This window comes from Pseudomonas sp. B21-040 (assembly GCF_024748695.1).
Taxonomy (GTDB): Bacteria; Pseudomonadota; Gammaproteobacteria; order Pseudomonadales; family Pseudomonadaceae; genus Aquipseudomonas.
The window spans coordinates 5,774,475-5,789,765 of sequence record NZ_CP087176.1 but is presented as its reverse complement, the minus strand read 5'-3'; the positions used below and the strand labels follow the sequence as shown (position 1 = coordinate 5,789,765).

At 56.8% G+C, this 15,291-nt stretch carries 7 protein-coding genes and 2 pseudogenes; 2 read left to right on the top strand and 7 right to left on the bottom strand.

Features of this window, described 5'->3' with window-relative positions:
* Nucleotides 1–6: 6 nt before the first annotated feature.
* Nucleotides 7–1,260: a serine hydroxymethyltransferase gene (gene glyA / locus LOY55_RS26480; RefSeq protein WP_109786308.1), complete on the bottom strand. Its 1,254-nt coding sequence runs from the start codon at nucleotides 1,258–1,260 to the stop codon at nucleotides 7–9.
* A 249-nt stretch (nucleotides 1,261–1,509) separates the two neighbouring features.
* Nucleotides 1,510–5,358 carry a bifunctional diguanylate cyclase/phosphodiesterase gene (locus LOY55_RS26475; RefSeq protein WP_258667116.1) on the bottom strand — a complete coding sequence of 1,283 codons (3,849 nt, stop codon included), beginning with the start codon at nucleotides 5,356–5,358 and terminating at the stop codon, nucleotides 1,510–1,512.
* Between the two features lie 694 nt (nucleotides 5,359–6,052).
* Here LOY55_RS26475 and LOY55_RS26470 point away from each other — a divergent pair.
* A pseudogene (locus LOY55_RS26470) lies at nucleotides 6,053–8,029 on the top strand (N-6 DNA methylase).
* 345 nt (nucleotides 8,030–8,374) lie between these two features.
* On the opposite strand, the gene LOY55_RS26465 reads toward LOY55_RS26470, so the two are convergent.
* On the bottom strand, nucleotides 8,375–8,584 hold the full coding sequence (locus LOY55_RS26465; RefSeq protein ID WP_258667115.1) for a hypothetical protein: 210 nt from the start codon (nucleotides 8,582–8,584) through the stop codon (nucleotides 8,375–8,377).
* A 520-nt stretch (nucleotides 8,585–9,104) separates the two neighbouring features.
* Between LOY55_RS26465 and LOY55_RS26460 the strand changes: the two are divergent.
* Nucleotides 9,105–9,563, top strand: a pseudogene (locus tag LOY55_RS26460) (integrase core domain-containing protein); the annotation flags it as partial.
* A gap of 175 nt (nucleotides 9,564–9,738) precedes the next feature.
* Here the strand turns inward: LOY55_RS26460 and LOY55_RS26455 are convergent.
* From LOY55_RS26455 to LOY55_RS26445, 4 genes are all read right to left on the bottom strand, one after another.
* Nucleotides 9,739–10,206: a helix-turn-helix domain-containing protein gene (locus LOY55_RS26455; protein WP_258667114.1), complete on the bottom strand. Its 468-nt coding sequence runs from the start codon at nucleotides 10,204–10,206 to the stop codon at nucleotides 9,739–9,741.
* A gap of 1,065 nt (nucleotides 10,207–11,271) precedes the next feature.
* Nucleotides 11,272–11,547 (bottom strand): BPSL0761 family protein, encoded by a 276-nt coding sequence (locus LOY55_RS31060; protein WP_309475417.1) that lies wholly within the window; start codon nucleotides 11,545–11,547, stop codon nucleotides 11,272–11,274.
* A 494-nt stretch (nucleotides 11,548–12,041) separates the two neighbouring features.
* On the bottom strand, nucleotides 12,042–13,415 hold the full coding sequence (locus LOY55_RS26450) for a transposase (protein WP_258666107.1): 1,374 nt from the start codon (nucleotides 13,413–13,415) through the stop codon (nucleotides 12,042–12,044).
* A 478-nt stretch (nucleotides 13,416–13,893) separates the two neighbouring features.
* On the bottom strand, nucleotides 13,894–15,177 hold the full coding sequence (locus LOY55_RS26445; RefSeq protein ID WP_223524397.1) for a cystathionine gamma-synthase family protein: 1,284 nt from the start codon (nucleotides 15,175–15,177) through the stop codon (nucleotides 13,894–13,896).
* Between the last annotated feature and the right edge of the window lie 114 nt (nucleotides 15,178–15,291).

Here is a 15,291-nt window from a genome sequence, read left to right as displayed (position 1 = left end):
CTGCTATCAAGCGCCGTAAACCGGCAACTTCTTGCAGATGGCCTTGACCTTCTCACGAACGGCGTCGATCACCGCTTCGTTGTTCAGGTCAGCCAGGATGTCGCAGATCCAGCCGGCCAGTTCCTTGCACTCGGCTTCCTTGAAGCCGCGAGTGGTCACAGCCGGAGTGCCGAAGCGCAGGCCGGAGGTGACGAACGGGGAGCGTGGATCATTTGGTACGGAGTTCTTGTTCACGGTAATGAATGCTTTGCCCAGAGCGGCGTCGGCGTCTTTACCGGAGATTTCCTGCTTGATCAGTGACAGCAGGAACAGGTGGTTTTCAGTACCGCCGGAAACGACGTCGAAACCGCGTTCGATGAACACGCCGGCCATGGCCTTGGCGTTTTTCACCACTTGTTGCTGGTAGGTCTTGAACTCAGGCTGCAGTGCTTCCTTGAAGCAGATCGCTTTAGCGGCGATCACGTGCTCCAGCGGGCCACCCTGGGCGCCCGGGAATACCGCGGAGTTCAGCTTCTTCTCGATGTCGGCATTGGCGCGAGCCAGGATCAGGCCGCCACGTGGACCGCGCAGGGTCTTGTGCGTGGTGGTGGTCACGACGTCAGCGAATGGCACCGGGTTCGGGTAGACGCCAGCGGCGACCAGACCGGCCACGTGGGCCATGTCGACGAACAAGTAGGCGCCAACCTTGTCGGCGATTGCACGGAAGCGCGGGAAGTCGAGGATCTGCGAGTAAGCAGAGAAACCGGCCACGATCATTTTCGGCTTGTGCTCAACTGCCAGGCGCTCGACTTCGTCGTAGTCGATCAGGCCGTTGGCGTCGATGCCGTACTGGATGGCGTTGTACAGCTTGCCGGAGGACGAAACGCTGGCGCCGTGGGTCAGGTGACCACCGTGGGCCAGGCTCATGCCCAGGATGGTGTCGCCGGCTTGCAGCAGTGCCAGGTAAACCGCGCTGTTGGCTTGCGAACCGGCGTGTGGCTGAACGTTGGCGTAATCGGCGCCGAACAGTTCTTTTGCACGGTCGATGGCCAACTGCTCAACGACGTCGACGTACTCGCAACCACCGTAGTAGCGCTTGCCCGGGTAGCCTTCGGCGTACTTGTTGGTCAGAACCGAGCCTTGAGCCTCCATCACCGCTGGGCTGGTGTAGTTTTCCGAAGCGATCAGCTCGATGTGTTCTTCCTGGCGCTGAGCTTCTTGCTCCATGGCGGCAAAAAGATCGGCGTCGTACTTGGCAATAGTCAAATCACGGCTGAACATGGCGGTCCTCAAGGATCGGGGGCAGAAAAGGGGGGCATTCTAACCCAACGGGTTTTGGATGGCATATGAAACGACATCATGTCGCAGACAAGTGGGCTTCATGAAGGGATCAGCGGTGATCATGCAGGCCTCATCGCGGGCAAGCCCGCTCCCACAAGTTCTCGGGTGTACATAAAATGCGCGAACACTGAAGGTCCACTGTGGGAGGGAGCTTGCTCGCGATGGGGTCATCAGCCTCTCAGCAGGACTTCAGTCGAGCATGAAGAGGGCATCATTGCTGAACTGTGCTTCAAAGCGGCTGGGTGGCATCGGCCGGCCGAACAGATAGCCCTGAACCTCATCGCAACCATGCTCGCGCAGGAAGTCGAGTTGCTCTTGGGTTTCCACGCCCTCGGCGATCACCGCCAGGTTCAGGCTGTGTGCCATGGCGATGATCGCCCGGGCAATTTGCGCATCCTGTTCACCGGACGGCAGGCCATCGACAAACGTGCGGTCGATTTTCAGAACGTCGATCGGGAACTGCTTGAGATAGTTGAGCGATGAGTAGCCGGTGCCGAAGTCATCGACCGCAATGCTCAGACCTAGGTTTTTCAACCCGGCGAGAATCTGCATCGCCTCGCTGACTTCGCGCATCAGGATACTTTCGGTCAGCTCCAGCTCCAGGCACGCCGGCGGCAGGCCGGTTTCCTTGAGGATGGTGGCGATCCGCGTGCCCAACTGGCCGTCGGAGAACTGCCGCGCCGAGATGTTCACCGATACTTTTGGCACGCGGACTTTCGTCTGGTGCCAGGTCTTGAGCTGGCGGCACGCTTCGCCGATGACCCAGTCGCCGACATCCACCACCAGGCCGAGCTCTTCGAGCACCGGAATGAAATCCCCCGGCGGCACCAGCCCGCGTCGTGGATGACTCCAGCGCAACAGGGCTTCGGCACCGGTCAAGCGTTTGCCGTCGCCGCTGAATTGCGGCTGGTAATACAGCACGAATTCGTTCTGTTCCAGGGCGTGTCGCAGATCACTTTCCAGCTCCAGGCGTTCCAGTGCGCTGGCGTTCATGTCCGCCTGATAAAACTGGAAGTTGTTCTTGCCGCGTTCCTTGGCGTGGTACATCGCCGTGTCGGCATTTTTCATCAATTGGCTAAGTTCATTGCCGTCCTGCGGGCTCAGGGCGATGCCGATACTGGCCGTGACGAAGAACTCGCGGCCCTCCAGTACAAAGGGTTTCACCAGGCTGGCCAGAATCTGTTCCGCCACGTGGATCGCCCGGTTCAGCGCGATTTCGCGGTTGACCCGGGGTTGCAGCAGCAAGGTGAATTCGTCGCCACCCATGCGGGCCACGGTGTCGTCATCATCGACGCAGCCGAGCAGGCGCGTGGCCATTTCCTTGAGCATGCGGTCGCCGGCGGCGTGGCCGAGGGAATCGTTGATCGGCTTGAAACGGTCGAGGTCGAGGAACATCAGCACCACCCATGACTTCTGCCGGTCCGCCGATTGCAGCGCCGTGTGCAGGCGATCCTGGAACAGCGTGCGGTTGGGAAGATGAGTCAGGGCGTCGTAGTAGGCGAGGCGGTGAATCCGCTGTTCACTGGCCTTGCGCTCGCTGATGTCGCTGAAGAAGCACACATAACTGGCCAGGTCGCCTTCGTCGTCCAGCACCGCCGTGATTCCGACCCAGGCCGGGTAGTGTTCGCCGTTGCGGCGCTTGAGCCAGACTTCGCCTTCCCACGTACTGTTCTGATGCAGTTGCTTGAGCACGTAGCGCAGATGAGCGTCCTGCTGCTCGTCGACAGTCAGCATGTTCGGTAACTGGTCGAGCACTTGTTCCACGGCATAGCCGCTGACGCGACTGAACGCTTCGTTGGCCTGAACGATGTAACCGGCCGGGTCGGTGATCAGAATCGCCGAGGTCGAGTGTTCAAATACCGTGGCCGCCATGCGCAGGTCTTTCTCGGCGCGGCGTTGCTGGCTGATGTCACGACCGACCCCCAGCACGCCTTCAAACGCGCCGTGTTCGTCCCAGACCAGCACCAGTCGCAACTCGATGGGAATCTTGCGGCCATCGGCGCGCAGGCAATCGAACAGGAACAGTTGGGTCTGCACCTGGCTGCGCAACAGCGCCAGTTGCTCGGGTTTATCCAGCGCTTTGCTGACCCGGTCCATCAGGTGGAAGATGCCGGTCAATTGTTGCGGGTTGGCGACGATCGATTGCCAGCCGTTCTGGAAGATCCACTCTGCGTCATAACCCAGCACGGCTTGCACCGAGGGGCTGACGTAGTTGAGCGACAGTTTGCTGTCGGTGGAGAAAATCACGTCGCTGATGCTTTCGGCGAGCATCCGGTAACGCTGTTCGCTGTCGCGCAACGATTCACTGGCTTCGATCTGATCGGTGATGTCCTTCGCCACCCCGATGATGCGCGTGACCTGATTGTGCTTGTCCCGTGCCAGGGCCTGTTCACGAATCTCGAACCGCCGCCATTTGCCATCACGATGACGGAAGCGCAGTTGGCACTGCATCAATTGGCTGTAACCCGCCTGACGCTGGATCTGGCGCGAGCGATGGTAGAAATCGGCATCCTCGGGGTGCAGCAGGATTTCCCAGAAATACTCACCCATCTGATGCAGTTCGGTAGGGTCGTATCCGAGGGTCTGGCCGAGGTGGTGGTTGCTGAAAATCATCCGCTGGCTGATTACGTCCTGCACGTACAGGTGATCCGGCACGGTGCGCACCACATCGGACCAGAACCCTTCGCGTTCCAGCAGTGACAGCTCGATCAGCTTGCGGCTGGTGATGTCGGTAATGCTCAGGATCACCGCTTTATAGTCGTTCTGATCGACCGGCAGGCGCAGGACCAGCCACAAGTGCTGATCGCGGTCGTTGGCACCCTGCAGTTTGATTTCCAGCTCAAGCTGTCGCTGCTGGTTAAACACCGCTTCGAGCACTTGATTGCCAATGGCCGTGCCGTTCTGTGCATTGCCGTCGATCAACAGGTTCCAGGCCTGCCCGCAAGCGTTGACGTTGAGCAGTTGCAGGGCAACCTGGTTGACCTCGGTGATGCGCAACTCCTGAAGCAGTTGCCGGCGTTGTTCCGGGCGCTCAAGCCAGGCCTGCAATTGTTCGTTGCTCTGCAACTGCGCCTTGTCGAAAGCGCCCTTGAGCCCCGATACGTCGAGTACACAGAGTGCAACGCCGGTGCCTTCGAAAATGTCCTGGTAGCGTCGACGCCCCTCATTCAACTGGCGTTGGCGGCGGCGCATGTTCAGCAGCGCAATGAACGGTAGCAGCGAAAACGCCAGGCCCAGCAGGCATTTGCCAATGAACGCCGGCAGCAGCTCTTCGAGCACCCGTTGCCGATCGAACAACCCGCGCATTTGCCAGTCGCTGCTGCTCAACGGCACGGTCAGCACACTGCTGGCCAATTCATCCGGCGTCAGCACGGCTGGCGTGCTGGAGGGCACGGCATCATCGCGGCTGATGATCTGGCGATTAATGCGGTTTTCCACCAGCCACAGCGGACGGATGCCGGCCTCGCTCTGTTTGGTCAGCGTCGATAAAAAGGTCGGTGTCAGGCGCAGGGCCCAATAGCCTCGGGAGCTGCCGCTGGCTTGATGCAGCAGTAGATGCACCACCGAACCGTCATCGGCGTTGCTGAAGTAGTGGGCCTGGGCATGACTGCGCCGGACCAGTTCACTCAGGTAGTCGGCGTCCTGACTGTCATCGGCGCTGTCGTTGAGGATTTTCCCGGAGGGGCTGAGCAACGCCAGGCTGCGTAGTTCCGGTAATGACTGTTGCAGCTTGCGCAGTAACGCCCGCTGTTCGTCGGCGCTTTGCGGTTGTTCGACGATCGGTAGCAGGTTGAGGGCGATTTGCGCGTTGAGCGCCATGTTCAGGCTGACTTGCGCAGCCAGGTCGGCGGTGTAATCGATGGTGTATTGGCGCTGGTGTTTCTGGGTTTCGCGAAGTTGATCCAGCAACTGCCAGAACAGCAGGGCGAGCAGCAACAGAACAAGTGTCGCCAGCGCGCCTTTCAGGGTTCCACGCAGGGGCGAGCCGGTCGCAGGACTGGGAGCGCTCACGAAAGCTGGCGGAGTGGCATTAGACAAACTGGAATCCTGCGGTTTGACTGGACTGGCGCGACGTGCACTATAAGCCTGACGCCCGAAGGGCGGCTAGCATGCCTTGAGTTGTGGCTAAGTGCCAGCCCCTGTCGGCTGGACTGCCTTCCGTCAATCAGGTAGCTTTGCCGGTTACGCGGGAGCGTTCCAGCTCCTAGACTCAGACTTTTTCAGCGTGCACGTATTGATCGCCATCAATCGGACGACGCGCACAGTCTGGCCAGGCTTCGCCTGCGCTCCAATCATTCATCTGTCACTGACCCAAGGTTCTCCATGGCTCAATAACGCTATCTGCCCTATTAACTTTTAGTCACGTTTACGACTCTGCGGTCAATCCCGCACAGCCAATGGCTTTCCAGTCTCTCCAGTATGTTTTTTCTCTAAATCCTGCCTCGACTCAGGAGTTTTAGTTAGCTTTTGCTCATTTTGGTCAAATTTAGGCTCCAAAACTTAACTTTTTCGAAATGTTCCTGTGATCGCTTCTTGCCAGGTATCGCGCGCAGATTTCCTGTTATGAGGCAGCAATAAAGATCTTCTTATATAAGAGGCTCATTACTTTTCAGGGCGATTCACCAACCTGGCTTCCGCGACGCTATTGAGAAAATTCTAGCGGTGCAGGTGAAGTGATCACGGACGTCTAGGGTAGACTCGGGCTTTTGCATGCCTTTCTAGGAGCAGTTGCGTGAAGACGGAAAATCATTCCCAGACGGCCGCCTTTTTGTGGTCCATTGCCGATCTGTTGCGCGGTGACTTCAAGCAGTCGCAGTACGGCCGCATCATCCTGCCTTTTACCTTGTTAAGGCGGATGGAGTGCGTGCTTACGCCGACCAAGGATGAGGTGATTAAACAGACCTTCGCCCAGGAAGGCCGCCCCGACACCGTGCGCTAGATGATACTGCTGCGCGCGGCCGGTCAGCAGTTTTTCAACGCCTCGCCGCTGACCCTCGGCACGCTGTCCGACACGCAAACCGCCGCCGACTTGATGAGCTACGTGCAGGCCTTCAGCAAGGACGCGCGCGAAATTTTCGAGCACTTCCACTTCGAGGATTTCGTTCAGCAGCTGGAAACCGCCAACCTGCTGTACCAGGTGGTGCAGCGTTTCGCCGCCACGGATCTGAGCCCCGAGTTCATCAGTAACTTCGGCATGGGCATCATCTTTGAAGAGCTGATCCGCAAGTTCGCGGAAAGCTCCAACGAAACCGCCGGGGAGCACTTCACCCCGCGCGACATCGTGCACCTCACCACCTCGCTAGTGATCACCAACCAGGACCACAAGCTCGCGCCCAACAGCATCGTCACCATCTATGACCCAACCGCCGACACCGGCGGCTTTCTGTCTGAGGGTGATGAGTACATCCAGTCCATCAGCGAAAAGGTCAGCGTTTCTCTGCACGGCCAGGAGCTTAACCCCGAGTCCTACGCCATCTGCAAGGCGGACATGCTGATCAAGGGCCAGGATGTGGCCAGCATCAAGCTCGGCAACACCCTGTCCAACGACCAACTGGCCGACAAGCGCTTCGACTTTATGTTGAGCAACCCGCCGTTCGGCGTGGAATGGAAGAAGGTGCAAAAGCAGATCACCGACGAGCACAGCCACAAGGGTTTCGACGGCCGTTTCGGCCCCGGCCTGCCGCGCGTATCCGACGGTTCGCTCCTGTTCCTCCTGCACCTGGTCAGCAAGATGCGTGACCCGCGCGACGGTGGCTCGCGCATCGGCATCATCCTCAACGGCTCGCCGCTGTTTACCGGCGGCGCGGGTTCCGGCGAGTCGGAGATTCGTCGCTACCTGTTGCAGAACGATCTGGTTGAAGCCATCGTCGCGTTGCCCACCGACATGTTCTACAACACCGGCATCGCCACATATGTGTGGATACTCAGCAACCACAAGGTTGCTGCGCGTCAGGGCAAGGTGCAGCTGATTGATGGCAGCCAGCACTACGCCAAAATGCGTAAGTCGCTGGGCAGCAAACGCCAATACATCACCGAAGATCAAATGAGTGAGCTGGTGCGCCTGTATGGCAGCTTCGAGCAAACCACGCAGAGCAAGATCTTCCCCATCGACGCCTTCGGCTACCGGCGTATCACCGTCGAACGCCCTCTGCGCCTGAACTTCCAAACCAGTGCCGAGCGCATCGCTAAAGTGCTGGAAGAAAAAGCCCTGCAGAAGCTCGACAGCGCCGCCCAGCAGCAGCTGCTGGCCGCCTTGCAAGCGATGGACGCCAGCCAGCTGCACAGCAACCGCGAGCACTTCAGCAAGCTGCTGAAAAAAGCCCTCGCTGCTTACAACGTCAGCCTCAGCGCGCCGGAACTCAAAGCCTTGATGAGCTCCTTAAGCGAGCGCGACCCCGAAGCGGATATCTGCATGAGCAAGGGCCAGCCGGAAGCGGACGCCGGCCTGCGTGATAACGAGAACGTGCCACTGGGCGAGTCGGTGTACGACTACTTCCAGCGCGAAGTCATCCCCCATGTGCCGGATGCCTGGATCGACGAAAGCAAAACCGATGCGCAGGACGCCGAGGTCGGTATCGTCGGCTTCGATATTCCCTTTAACCGCCACTTCTATGTGTTTCAACCGCCGCGTCCGCTGGTCGAGATCGACCGCGACCTGAAAGCCTGCACCGACCGCATCAAGCAGATGATCGAGGGGCTGTCGGCATGAGTTTTTCAGCGTATCCGGGGTACAAGGATTCGGAGGTGGAATGGTTAGGGTCTGTTCCGGACGATTGGGTTGTCCGGAAAGTGTCTGTCGATTTTTCGGCGACTAAAGGACCTCGAGGCGCTTTACTTACTAAAGAATATTGTCATGAAAATTCTGGCGAATATCCCGTATATAGCGGTCAGACTGTTGAGGCCGATGCCGAATTGACCCACGTGCCGACGCAAGACTGCCCCACCTCTATATCGGCACAAACCCTGTGCAGGCAATGTTTTTCGAGGACTCAGACTGGGTCAGTGACATCTCGGAAACTGGGTCAATTCGGCGTCAGCGCCAACACTCCAGCGTTCATTCCTCTTCGTCGAGACTGCTAAATCGTTGTGGCCTTGGAATGGAAGCATTGCCGCGTAAGGCCGCTTTGATCGACTCGGCCGCCCGTTCAAGGCTTTCTTGATCGGCCGCGTATACCGCCTCTACCTGCCTATCCCTGGCTCCTCGTTTGACCTCGAGTATGTCCTCGACGCTGGAGTTTTCCGAAAACTTATTGTCGTCGCTCATAAAGCTAACTCGTTCAGAGGTTGTTGGCCGAATTTATCAACTGATCCTAATGCACATTCTGCTGACGACCAAGGGCGGTATAACCTCAATGACCGAACGGATGTAAAACCAGGGAAAGAAGAGGGCAGGTACCGGGCGAAGTGCTTTTTGGAACGACTGCATTCTTGTCTGTCCGTTGCCGACAGGGAGCTGCGTCACAATGGTAGCGAATCAGTTTTTGAAGCGAGTGCTTAGCAGCGGATATGGCGTGCAGATAGCGACCCAGAGGTGAGTTTGCCGCCACGGCGTGTGGGGTCGTGGCGTTAGTTTTGCGGAACACCACCGGCGGAACTCATCAGGATCGTTAGCGAAGTCTTAGGCCCATTGGAAAGCGCTAGCGATGAAGTAGCGGTTCTTACGCTTCCGGAATACCTATAGAACCGAATAAAGTGGGCAATACCTCAGCCGCGTTTCCAATTAGCATGAGCTCGTTCTCCACCGAGCGCCAAATCCATCAGGTTCACATGAATCACGGTAGCTCGGCGCCAAGCTAAGCGTGACCTTCGCCCTGGACTGCTGCGACCGCGAGGCTATCGGCTGGGTGGCCAGCCCGACTGGTTACAGTGGCGACGATATCCGCGACTTGATGCTGGAGGCGGTGGAAAAACGCTTCGGTGAAGAACCACCTGCCACCCCGGTGCAATGGCTGAGCGATAACGGCTCCGCCTACATCGCTGAGCAGACACGCCAGTTTGCCCGACAGATCGGCTTGCACCCGGTGACCACACCGGTACGCAGCCCGCAGAGCAACGGCATGGCCGAGAGCTTCGTCAAAACGCTCAAGCGCGACTACGTCGCGCACATGCCCAAACCAGATCGAGAAACAGCGTTACGCAACCTGACGATTGCCATTGAGCACTACAACGAGGAGCATCCGCACAGCGCGCTGAAATACCGTTCACCACGGGAATTTAGGCGCCTCGCAGCGGCATCAATTTAACAGGGTTTTGGTGACCGGTTTGATAGGGGCCAGTCCACGCTCTAGCGGGGTTATCTATTGGCTCGAAGGGCGAAATTACAGACAATGCAGGCAGGCTCATTCCCAAGCCTGGCTTTCGTAATGCTATTGAAAAGATCTTGGCAACTCAAAGAGGTCCTTAATCTGTTCCGTACGATCAAACATCATCATTGCCGCTGCCCCAGTGTCGGTCGACTGTGGTTGATCCAACCCCAAGTTTGCGGGCGATTTCCGCCTTTGTGAATCCTTGGGATTGCAAGGACTGAATGGCTTTCCGGTTGGTTTCGGTCCGCTTACCTCGCACCCCTTTGCTGGCCGCATAGTCAGGCTCGCTCCGCAATTTTCCCGCCAAGATATATTCCTTGAACTGGCGGTCAAAGCCTGTTTGATACTCCTGCAGATTCACTCCAGCGGAGCGGGCTTCTGCCGCAAAAATCACCAAGCTGGGTTTGATGCCAAAGCACCCGCACAGAGATCTGAGCTTCTCTACGGAGATGCTCTGTGTCCCGCGTTCAACACTAGCAAGATAATCGCGGCTCACCGCAGACGCGCAGTCTTCTCTGTTGAGCCCGGACGCGACCCGAATCTCTCTCAAAACCTGCCCGAGAGCTTCTCGATGTTCCATCTCTATACCGCACGGCCACAAAGCAAGCATGAGGCCATGTTTTGACACCCTGTATCGTGTGGCGATAGCATGCATTCGTAGGGTGTGTGACTTACAGATTTCGAAATTTAACCAAACCACCCGATATCATGGGGTCGCTCCATAGCGCTCTGACTAAAGTAGCGCTGGCGGTCAGGCCGTGACCAGTAGGGTCGGTTATTCGCAATGGTGTACTCAGTGATCTACGTGCTTCACCCCGCTAGGCGGACGACACTCGCAAGCTCGCAATGTGAAGTGGAAGGCCCTTGCTTTCTGGCCACCATTTCTTCAATCCAAACTGGTAAGCGGGATCGCGCTGCGATTGTCCGCTGCGCTTATGAGCTTCAGAGCTATCTCAATCTTGCTACCGACGTGATTGTTGAAGGGATACAGATGTTATGCCCGCCCAATTTGACTGGTCGAACTGCCTGGAGCTTGGAGGATCTGCTACAGATTGACTGTTTCAGAGGCGTCGAAACTGAGGACTCAGCAGTTGTGTATAGAACCTCGATAGGCACCTACAAACTGGGGAAACTCGATCTGCGCAGAAAAAAGACGTGCCATGTCTGGTATTCGAAACAGCGTCTCAGTGCTTACATCCCTCAAGCCTCCAATCGAGTTTTGGATATGAGCGAGCCACATCTTTATGCCGCTTTCCCGTGATGACCGGCCAGATCACGCCATTTCTCGCTGACAAAATAATGACCGATGCGAGCATTTTAAATTGCCGGAGCAAGTATTTTTGAGGCTGGGAAGGTGGCGGTAAATCTGGGGCTGGGGAAAACCCAAGCGCCGGCAGAGTACCGCTAGTTGAGCGCTAGCGACTGCGCAATATCGGCAACACCGATCATGTTCTGCGAAACTGAAATAGAGGCCAAACAAGTTCGCCGCGTCCTACGGGCCGCTGAGTGAGGAGGTCCAGTCTGATGAGGGTATGGTGAGAAGTCCGCTCCCAGAGGCGAGCTTATGTCTTTCCCGACTAACAGGAAATGACCGTCGCAATGGGTAGTTAGACTTCCGTCTGTTTCCGCCATTTCCAGCGCATCATCAACATAAGTTGGAGTCCTCACAGAACATAGGTTCTACAGCCAACCAAGTTCCTAATACCGGCGGTAGCGGTCCGAATTTTTCGTCTAGCCGAGTTAACTCGACCCTCCGATGCTCCTCTAGCTTGCCGGCGAGCCAAATGTAACTGGGCGCGGGGTAGTGGCGCAGAAGTCCCTCGGCGCGAAGCCGCATCTTCTCAGGTAAAGTGACGTCTCTAACGATATCACGCAGAAACGCTTCTGTTTGGACAACGCTGCGGGTACGTTCATGGACCATTGTCATGTTACAAATCGCTCCTTTGGTACCGGTCAGAGGAATTATAAGCGGACCACCCTGAAAAAGAGGCATCGGTTAACGGCGCCGGCTTGATCGGCGCCGGGCAGAACCTGAACCTCACAGCCAGCAATGCATTGAACAACCTGCGGGCGGATCCTCGCGCAGCAGGCGCTGAACATCACCGCCGGCCAGGTGGATAGCTTTCGAAGCCCGGGAGTTGGTATGGGTCAATGGCATACCTGACATGGCAAGTAATCAACGGTCAGTCCTTTGAGAGGGGGAAGTCCACCATTTTACACATCCAACGGCGCAACGTCGGTGGACTGCTTTTGGCCGATTCTGTTGAAAAAGTCGGATTTTCAGCCTGAGTAAAATCAAGCACAGCTACCACCGGATAGCCTACTCACCACTTTGTGTGGTTTCTCGGCCCTTCGTTGACCTTTGCTGCGTCGTTATTGGGTTAATTTGAGGTTTTTGGCTTAGTGCAGGCGCACCTATCCCGTGACTGGTGGCCCTTGAGATGTCAGTTTGGCCAGCCGACGTAGGTTCTGCACTGTGGCTGCCAGCGTGAACTCATCGGTCGCGCCACTCATGCCACGTAGTCGCAAGCGATCCAATTTCAGGATGCGCTTGAGGTGGGCAAACAACATTTCGACCTTCTTACGTTCATGGCGAGAGCGCACGTACTCCGGCGTCGCTGCGATGCGTCGAGCGACATCACGAGCGGCTTCATGAACGCTGCGAGCGATCTTGCGAAACGACGTGTTCGGGCAGCACTTGGCTTTCATCGGACACGTCGCGCAGTCGGTCTGTCTGGAGCGGAAGATGATGGTGTTGGCTTTGGTGACGTGCGAACGCTCGTTCTTGAAGGCTCGCCATTCACTGCGTAATACGTTGCCAGCTGGGCAGCGGTATTCCTCGGCCTCTTCATTCCAGTGGAAATCGTTACTCGAAAAACTGTCGTTCTTGCGCTCGGTTTTGTCCCATACCGGCACATGCGGCTCGATGTCTTTTTCCTCCACCATCCAGGCCAACATCGGCGCTGTACCGTAAGCGGTATCGCCGATGAGGCGATCCGGCTTGATGTCGAACTGCGCTTCGACCCGGTCGATCATGGTCTTTGTACTCTCGACCTCAGCCGTGCGATGAGCCGGTGTGGGTTCCACATCCATGATGACGCCGTGCTCGGTATCGATCAGATAATTCGTAGAGTAAGCGTAGAACGCTGGGCCGCCTGGAGCTGCGGTCCAGCGGGCTTGAGGATCAGTCAGCGATAGGCGCTTCGGCAGCGTTTCGGCCAAAGCCTCTTCATCGAGCGCCTCAAGATACTCACGTACAGCGCGGGTGCTAAAGGCCGGATCGCTCCAGTTGATCGGCTCATCGCCCGGTACGCCGCGTTGCCGGCTGGCATCCGCCTTGATGATGCTGGCGTCCACGGCAAAGCCTTCGCCCTTGACCAACCCAGCGTCCATGCAACGACGCAGCACCTCGTTGAACAGCCAGCGAAACAGATCGCTGTCCCGAAAACGGCCGTGTCGATTTTTGGAAAAGGTCGAGTGATTGGGGACTTCATCTTCAAGGCTCAACCGGCAGAACCAGCGATACGCCAGGTTCAAATGGGCCTCTTCGCACAACCGGCGCTCTGAGCGAATGCCGTAGCAATAACCCACGATCAGCATGCGGATCATCAATTCAGGATCAATCGACGGGCGCCCAATCGGGCTGTAGAAGTCGGCGAGGTGATGGCGCAAATCACTCAGATCGAGACACCGATCAATGCTGCGCAGAAGGTGATTGGCTGGGATGTGATCTTCAAGGTTGAACGAGTAAAACAGTCGCTCCTGCCCACTCGATAACTGTCCCATCATGCTGTGTGATCCCCCGCCGGCCAATGCAGCAATTTTGCCGCAGCCCAGACATGGGAGCTACTTTTTCAACAGAATCGGCCACGAGCGGCCCTTCACCAATGGCTGCTTTGCGACCGTCTACGCACTGTTTGATGCCTATATTGATGACGCCAACCTCGAATTGACCCAGGTACTGAAGCAAGACTGACCCACCTTCAAATCTACAGAAAATCAGCAAAGACGATGGTTCGCAAGGAATTGACTGGGTCAGTGACATCTCGCAGCACCCCCCGAGGATCAACTCGGCATCGGCGCCAACACACTGTCACCAGCAAGCCGACCACAGTCAGCAGTACAATGTCTCGTGCTGGTGGACAGGTCGACGTATCTAACACTTCCAGCGAACCCAGTATTTCGGGGGATTGATATCTACCATTTGCTGTTCAACTCAGTCACCCGTTAGCCTGTTTTTCAGCTTCCTATTGTTTTCCTCAGGTGCTCAGCAATGACGCAGAGCATTATCCAGATCAGCTATCAGGTCTTCCTCGTGCTCGAGGCCAATCGAGATCCGGATCAATCCCTCGGACACCCCTGCTTTACTGCGCAGAACCTGCGGCACACCCGATTGTGTGGTCGAAGCTGGATGACAAACCAGGGACTCAGTGCCTCCGAGACTGACAGCCGACTTGAAAAGATGCAGGGCGTTAATAAAGCGGAAGGCCCGTTCGCGACCGCCGTCCAGTACGAACGAGAAGGTTGAGCCAGGGCCCGTGCATTGCCGGCGGTAGACCTCCTGATAGCTGCCATCCTCAATAAGCTCTGGATGCAGAACGACGACTTTCTGGTGGGGGTTGCTGGCCAGCCAGCGAGCGATCACGGTGCCGGTTCTTGCGGCCTCTTTCATGCGCAGGACGAGCGTTTCCATCGAGCGGGAGATCATCCATGAGGAATGTGGATCGAGTTGCGAACCGAACGAGCTGCGAACGCTGCGTATTTTGCTGATCAGCTCTTTGGTGCCCGTGATGCCTCCGGCAACAAGGTCACTGTGTCCACCCACATACTTGGTCAGCGAATATACGCATAGGTCGACACCGTGTTTAATTGGCTTCTGGAAGATAGGCCCGAGCAGGGTGTTATCGCAGACAATGATTGGCCGGTAGCTATGGCGCGTTTCGAAAGCGTCTATTTCCTTGCGCAACCCCTCTAGGTCGATCAGTGAGTTGGTCGGGTTAGCCGGAGTCTCGATATAGCAAATTCTGACTGGCCCCTTGCAGGCAGCAGTTTCCAGTGCATTTGCAATGGATTGCATGGACAGGCCGTCGTCAAAACCATGAGAACCGATGCCCCAAACCGAGAGAATCTTGCTAATCAGAGTCTCAGTACCACCGTACAGCGGCGCCGATTGTACCAGTTGATCCCCAGGGCGCAGGAACGCAAACAAAACAGCACTGATGGCGGACATTCCACTGGATGTAATTGCGGCGGCTTCTGAGCCATCCAGCAGCGCGAGGCGATCTTCGACGATTTCGAGGTTGGGATGATTGAAACGGCTGTAGACCAGGCCGGCTGATGAGTCCTGCGGAATCGGTTTACGACCTGACACTACATCGAAGAATTCTGCACCTTCCTCGGCCGAGCGAAATGCAAAGGTGGAGGTCAGGAACACCGGTGGTTTGACTGCGCCTTCCGAGAGGAACGGATCGTAACCATAAGACATCATCAGTGTCTCAGGGTGCAACGCATGGCTTCCGATAGTTTTTTTGTGATAGTTGGAATAAGACATAAGCCACCCCTTTCTGAGTTTGCTATCAAGACTCATCGCTCATAAACGTACCAACCTCGCCGGTATCGTTTCTGAGCCTGTTTGTGATGGAAAGAGTGTATTCAGAAGGGGGAG

What these genes read in the sequence shown, in the direction of transcription:
- LOY55_RS26445 (WP_223524397.1), bottom strand. Translation starts at nt 15,177, where the DNA reads ATGTCTTATTCCAACTATCACAAAAAAACTATCGGAAGCCATGCGTTG.
- LOY55_RS26455 (WP_258667114.1), bottom strand. Translation starts at nt 10,206, where the DNA reads ATGGAACATCGAGAAGCTCTCGGGCAGGTTTTGAGAGAGATTCGGGTC.
- LOY55_RS26450 (WP_258666107.1), bottom strand. Translation starts at nt 13,415, where the DNA reads ATGATGGGACAGTTATCGAGTGGGCAGGAGCGACTGTTTTACTCGTTC.
- LOY55_RS26465 (WP_258667115.1), bottom strand. Translation starts at nt 8,584, where the DNA reads ATGAGCGACGACAATAAGTTTTCGGAAAACTCCAGCGTCGAGGACATA.
- LOY55_RS31060 (WP_309475417.1), bottom strand. Translation starts at nt 11,547, where the DNA reads ATGGTCCATGAACGTACCCGCAGCGTTGTCCAAACAGAAGCGTTTCTG.
- glyA (WP_109786308.1), bottom strand. Translation starts at nt 1,260, where the DNA reads ATGTTCAGCCGTGATTTGACTATTGCCAAGTACGACGCCGATCTTTTT.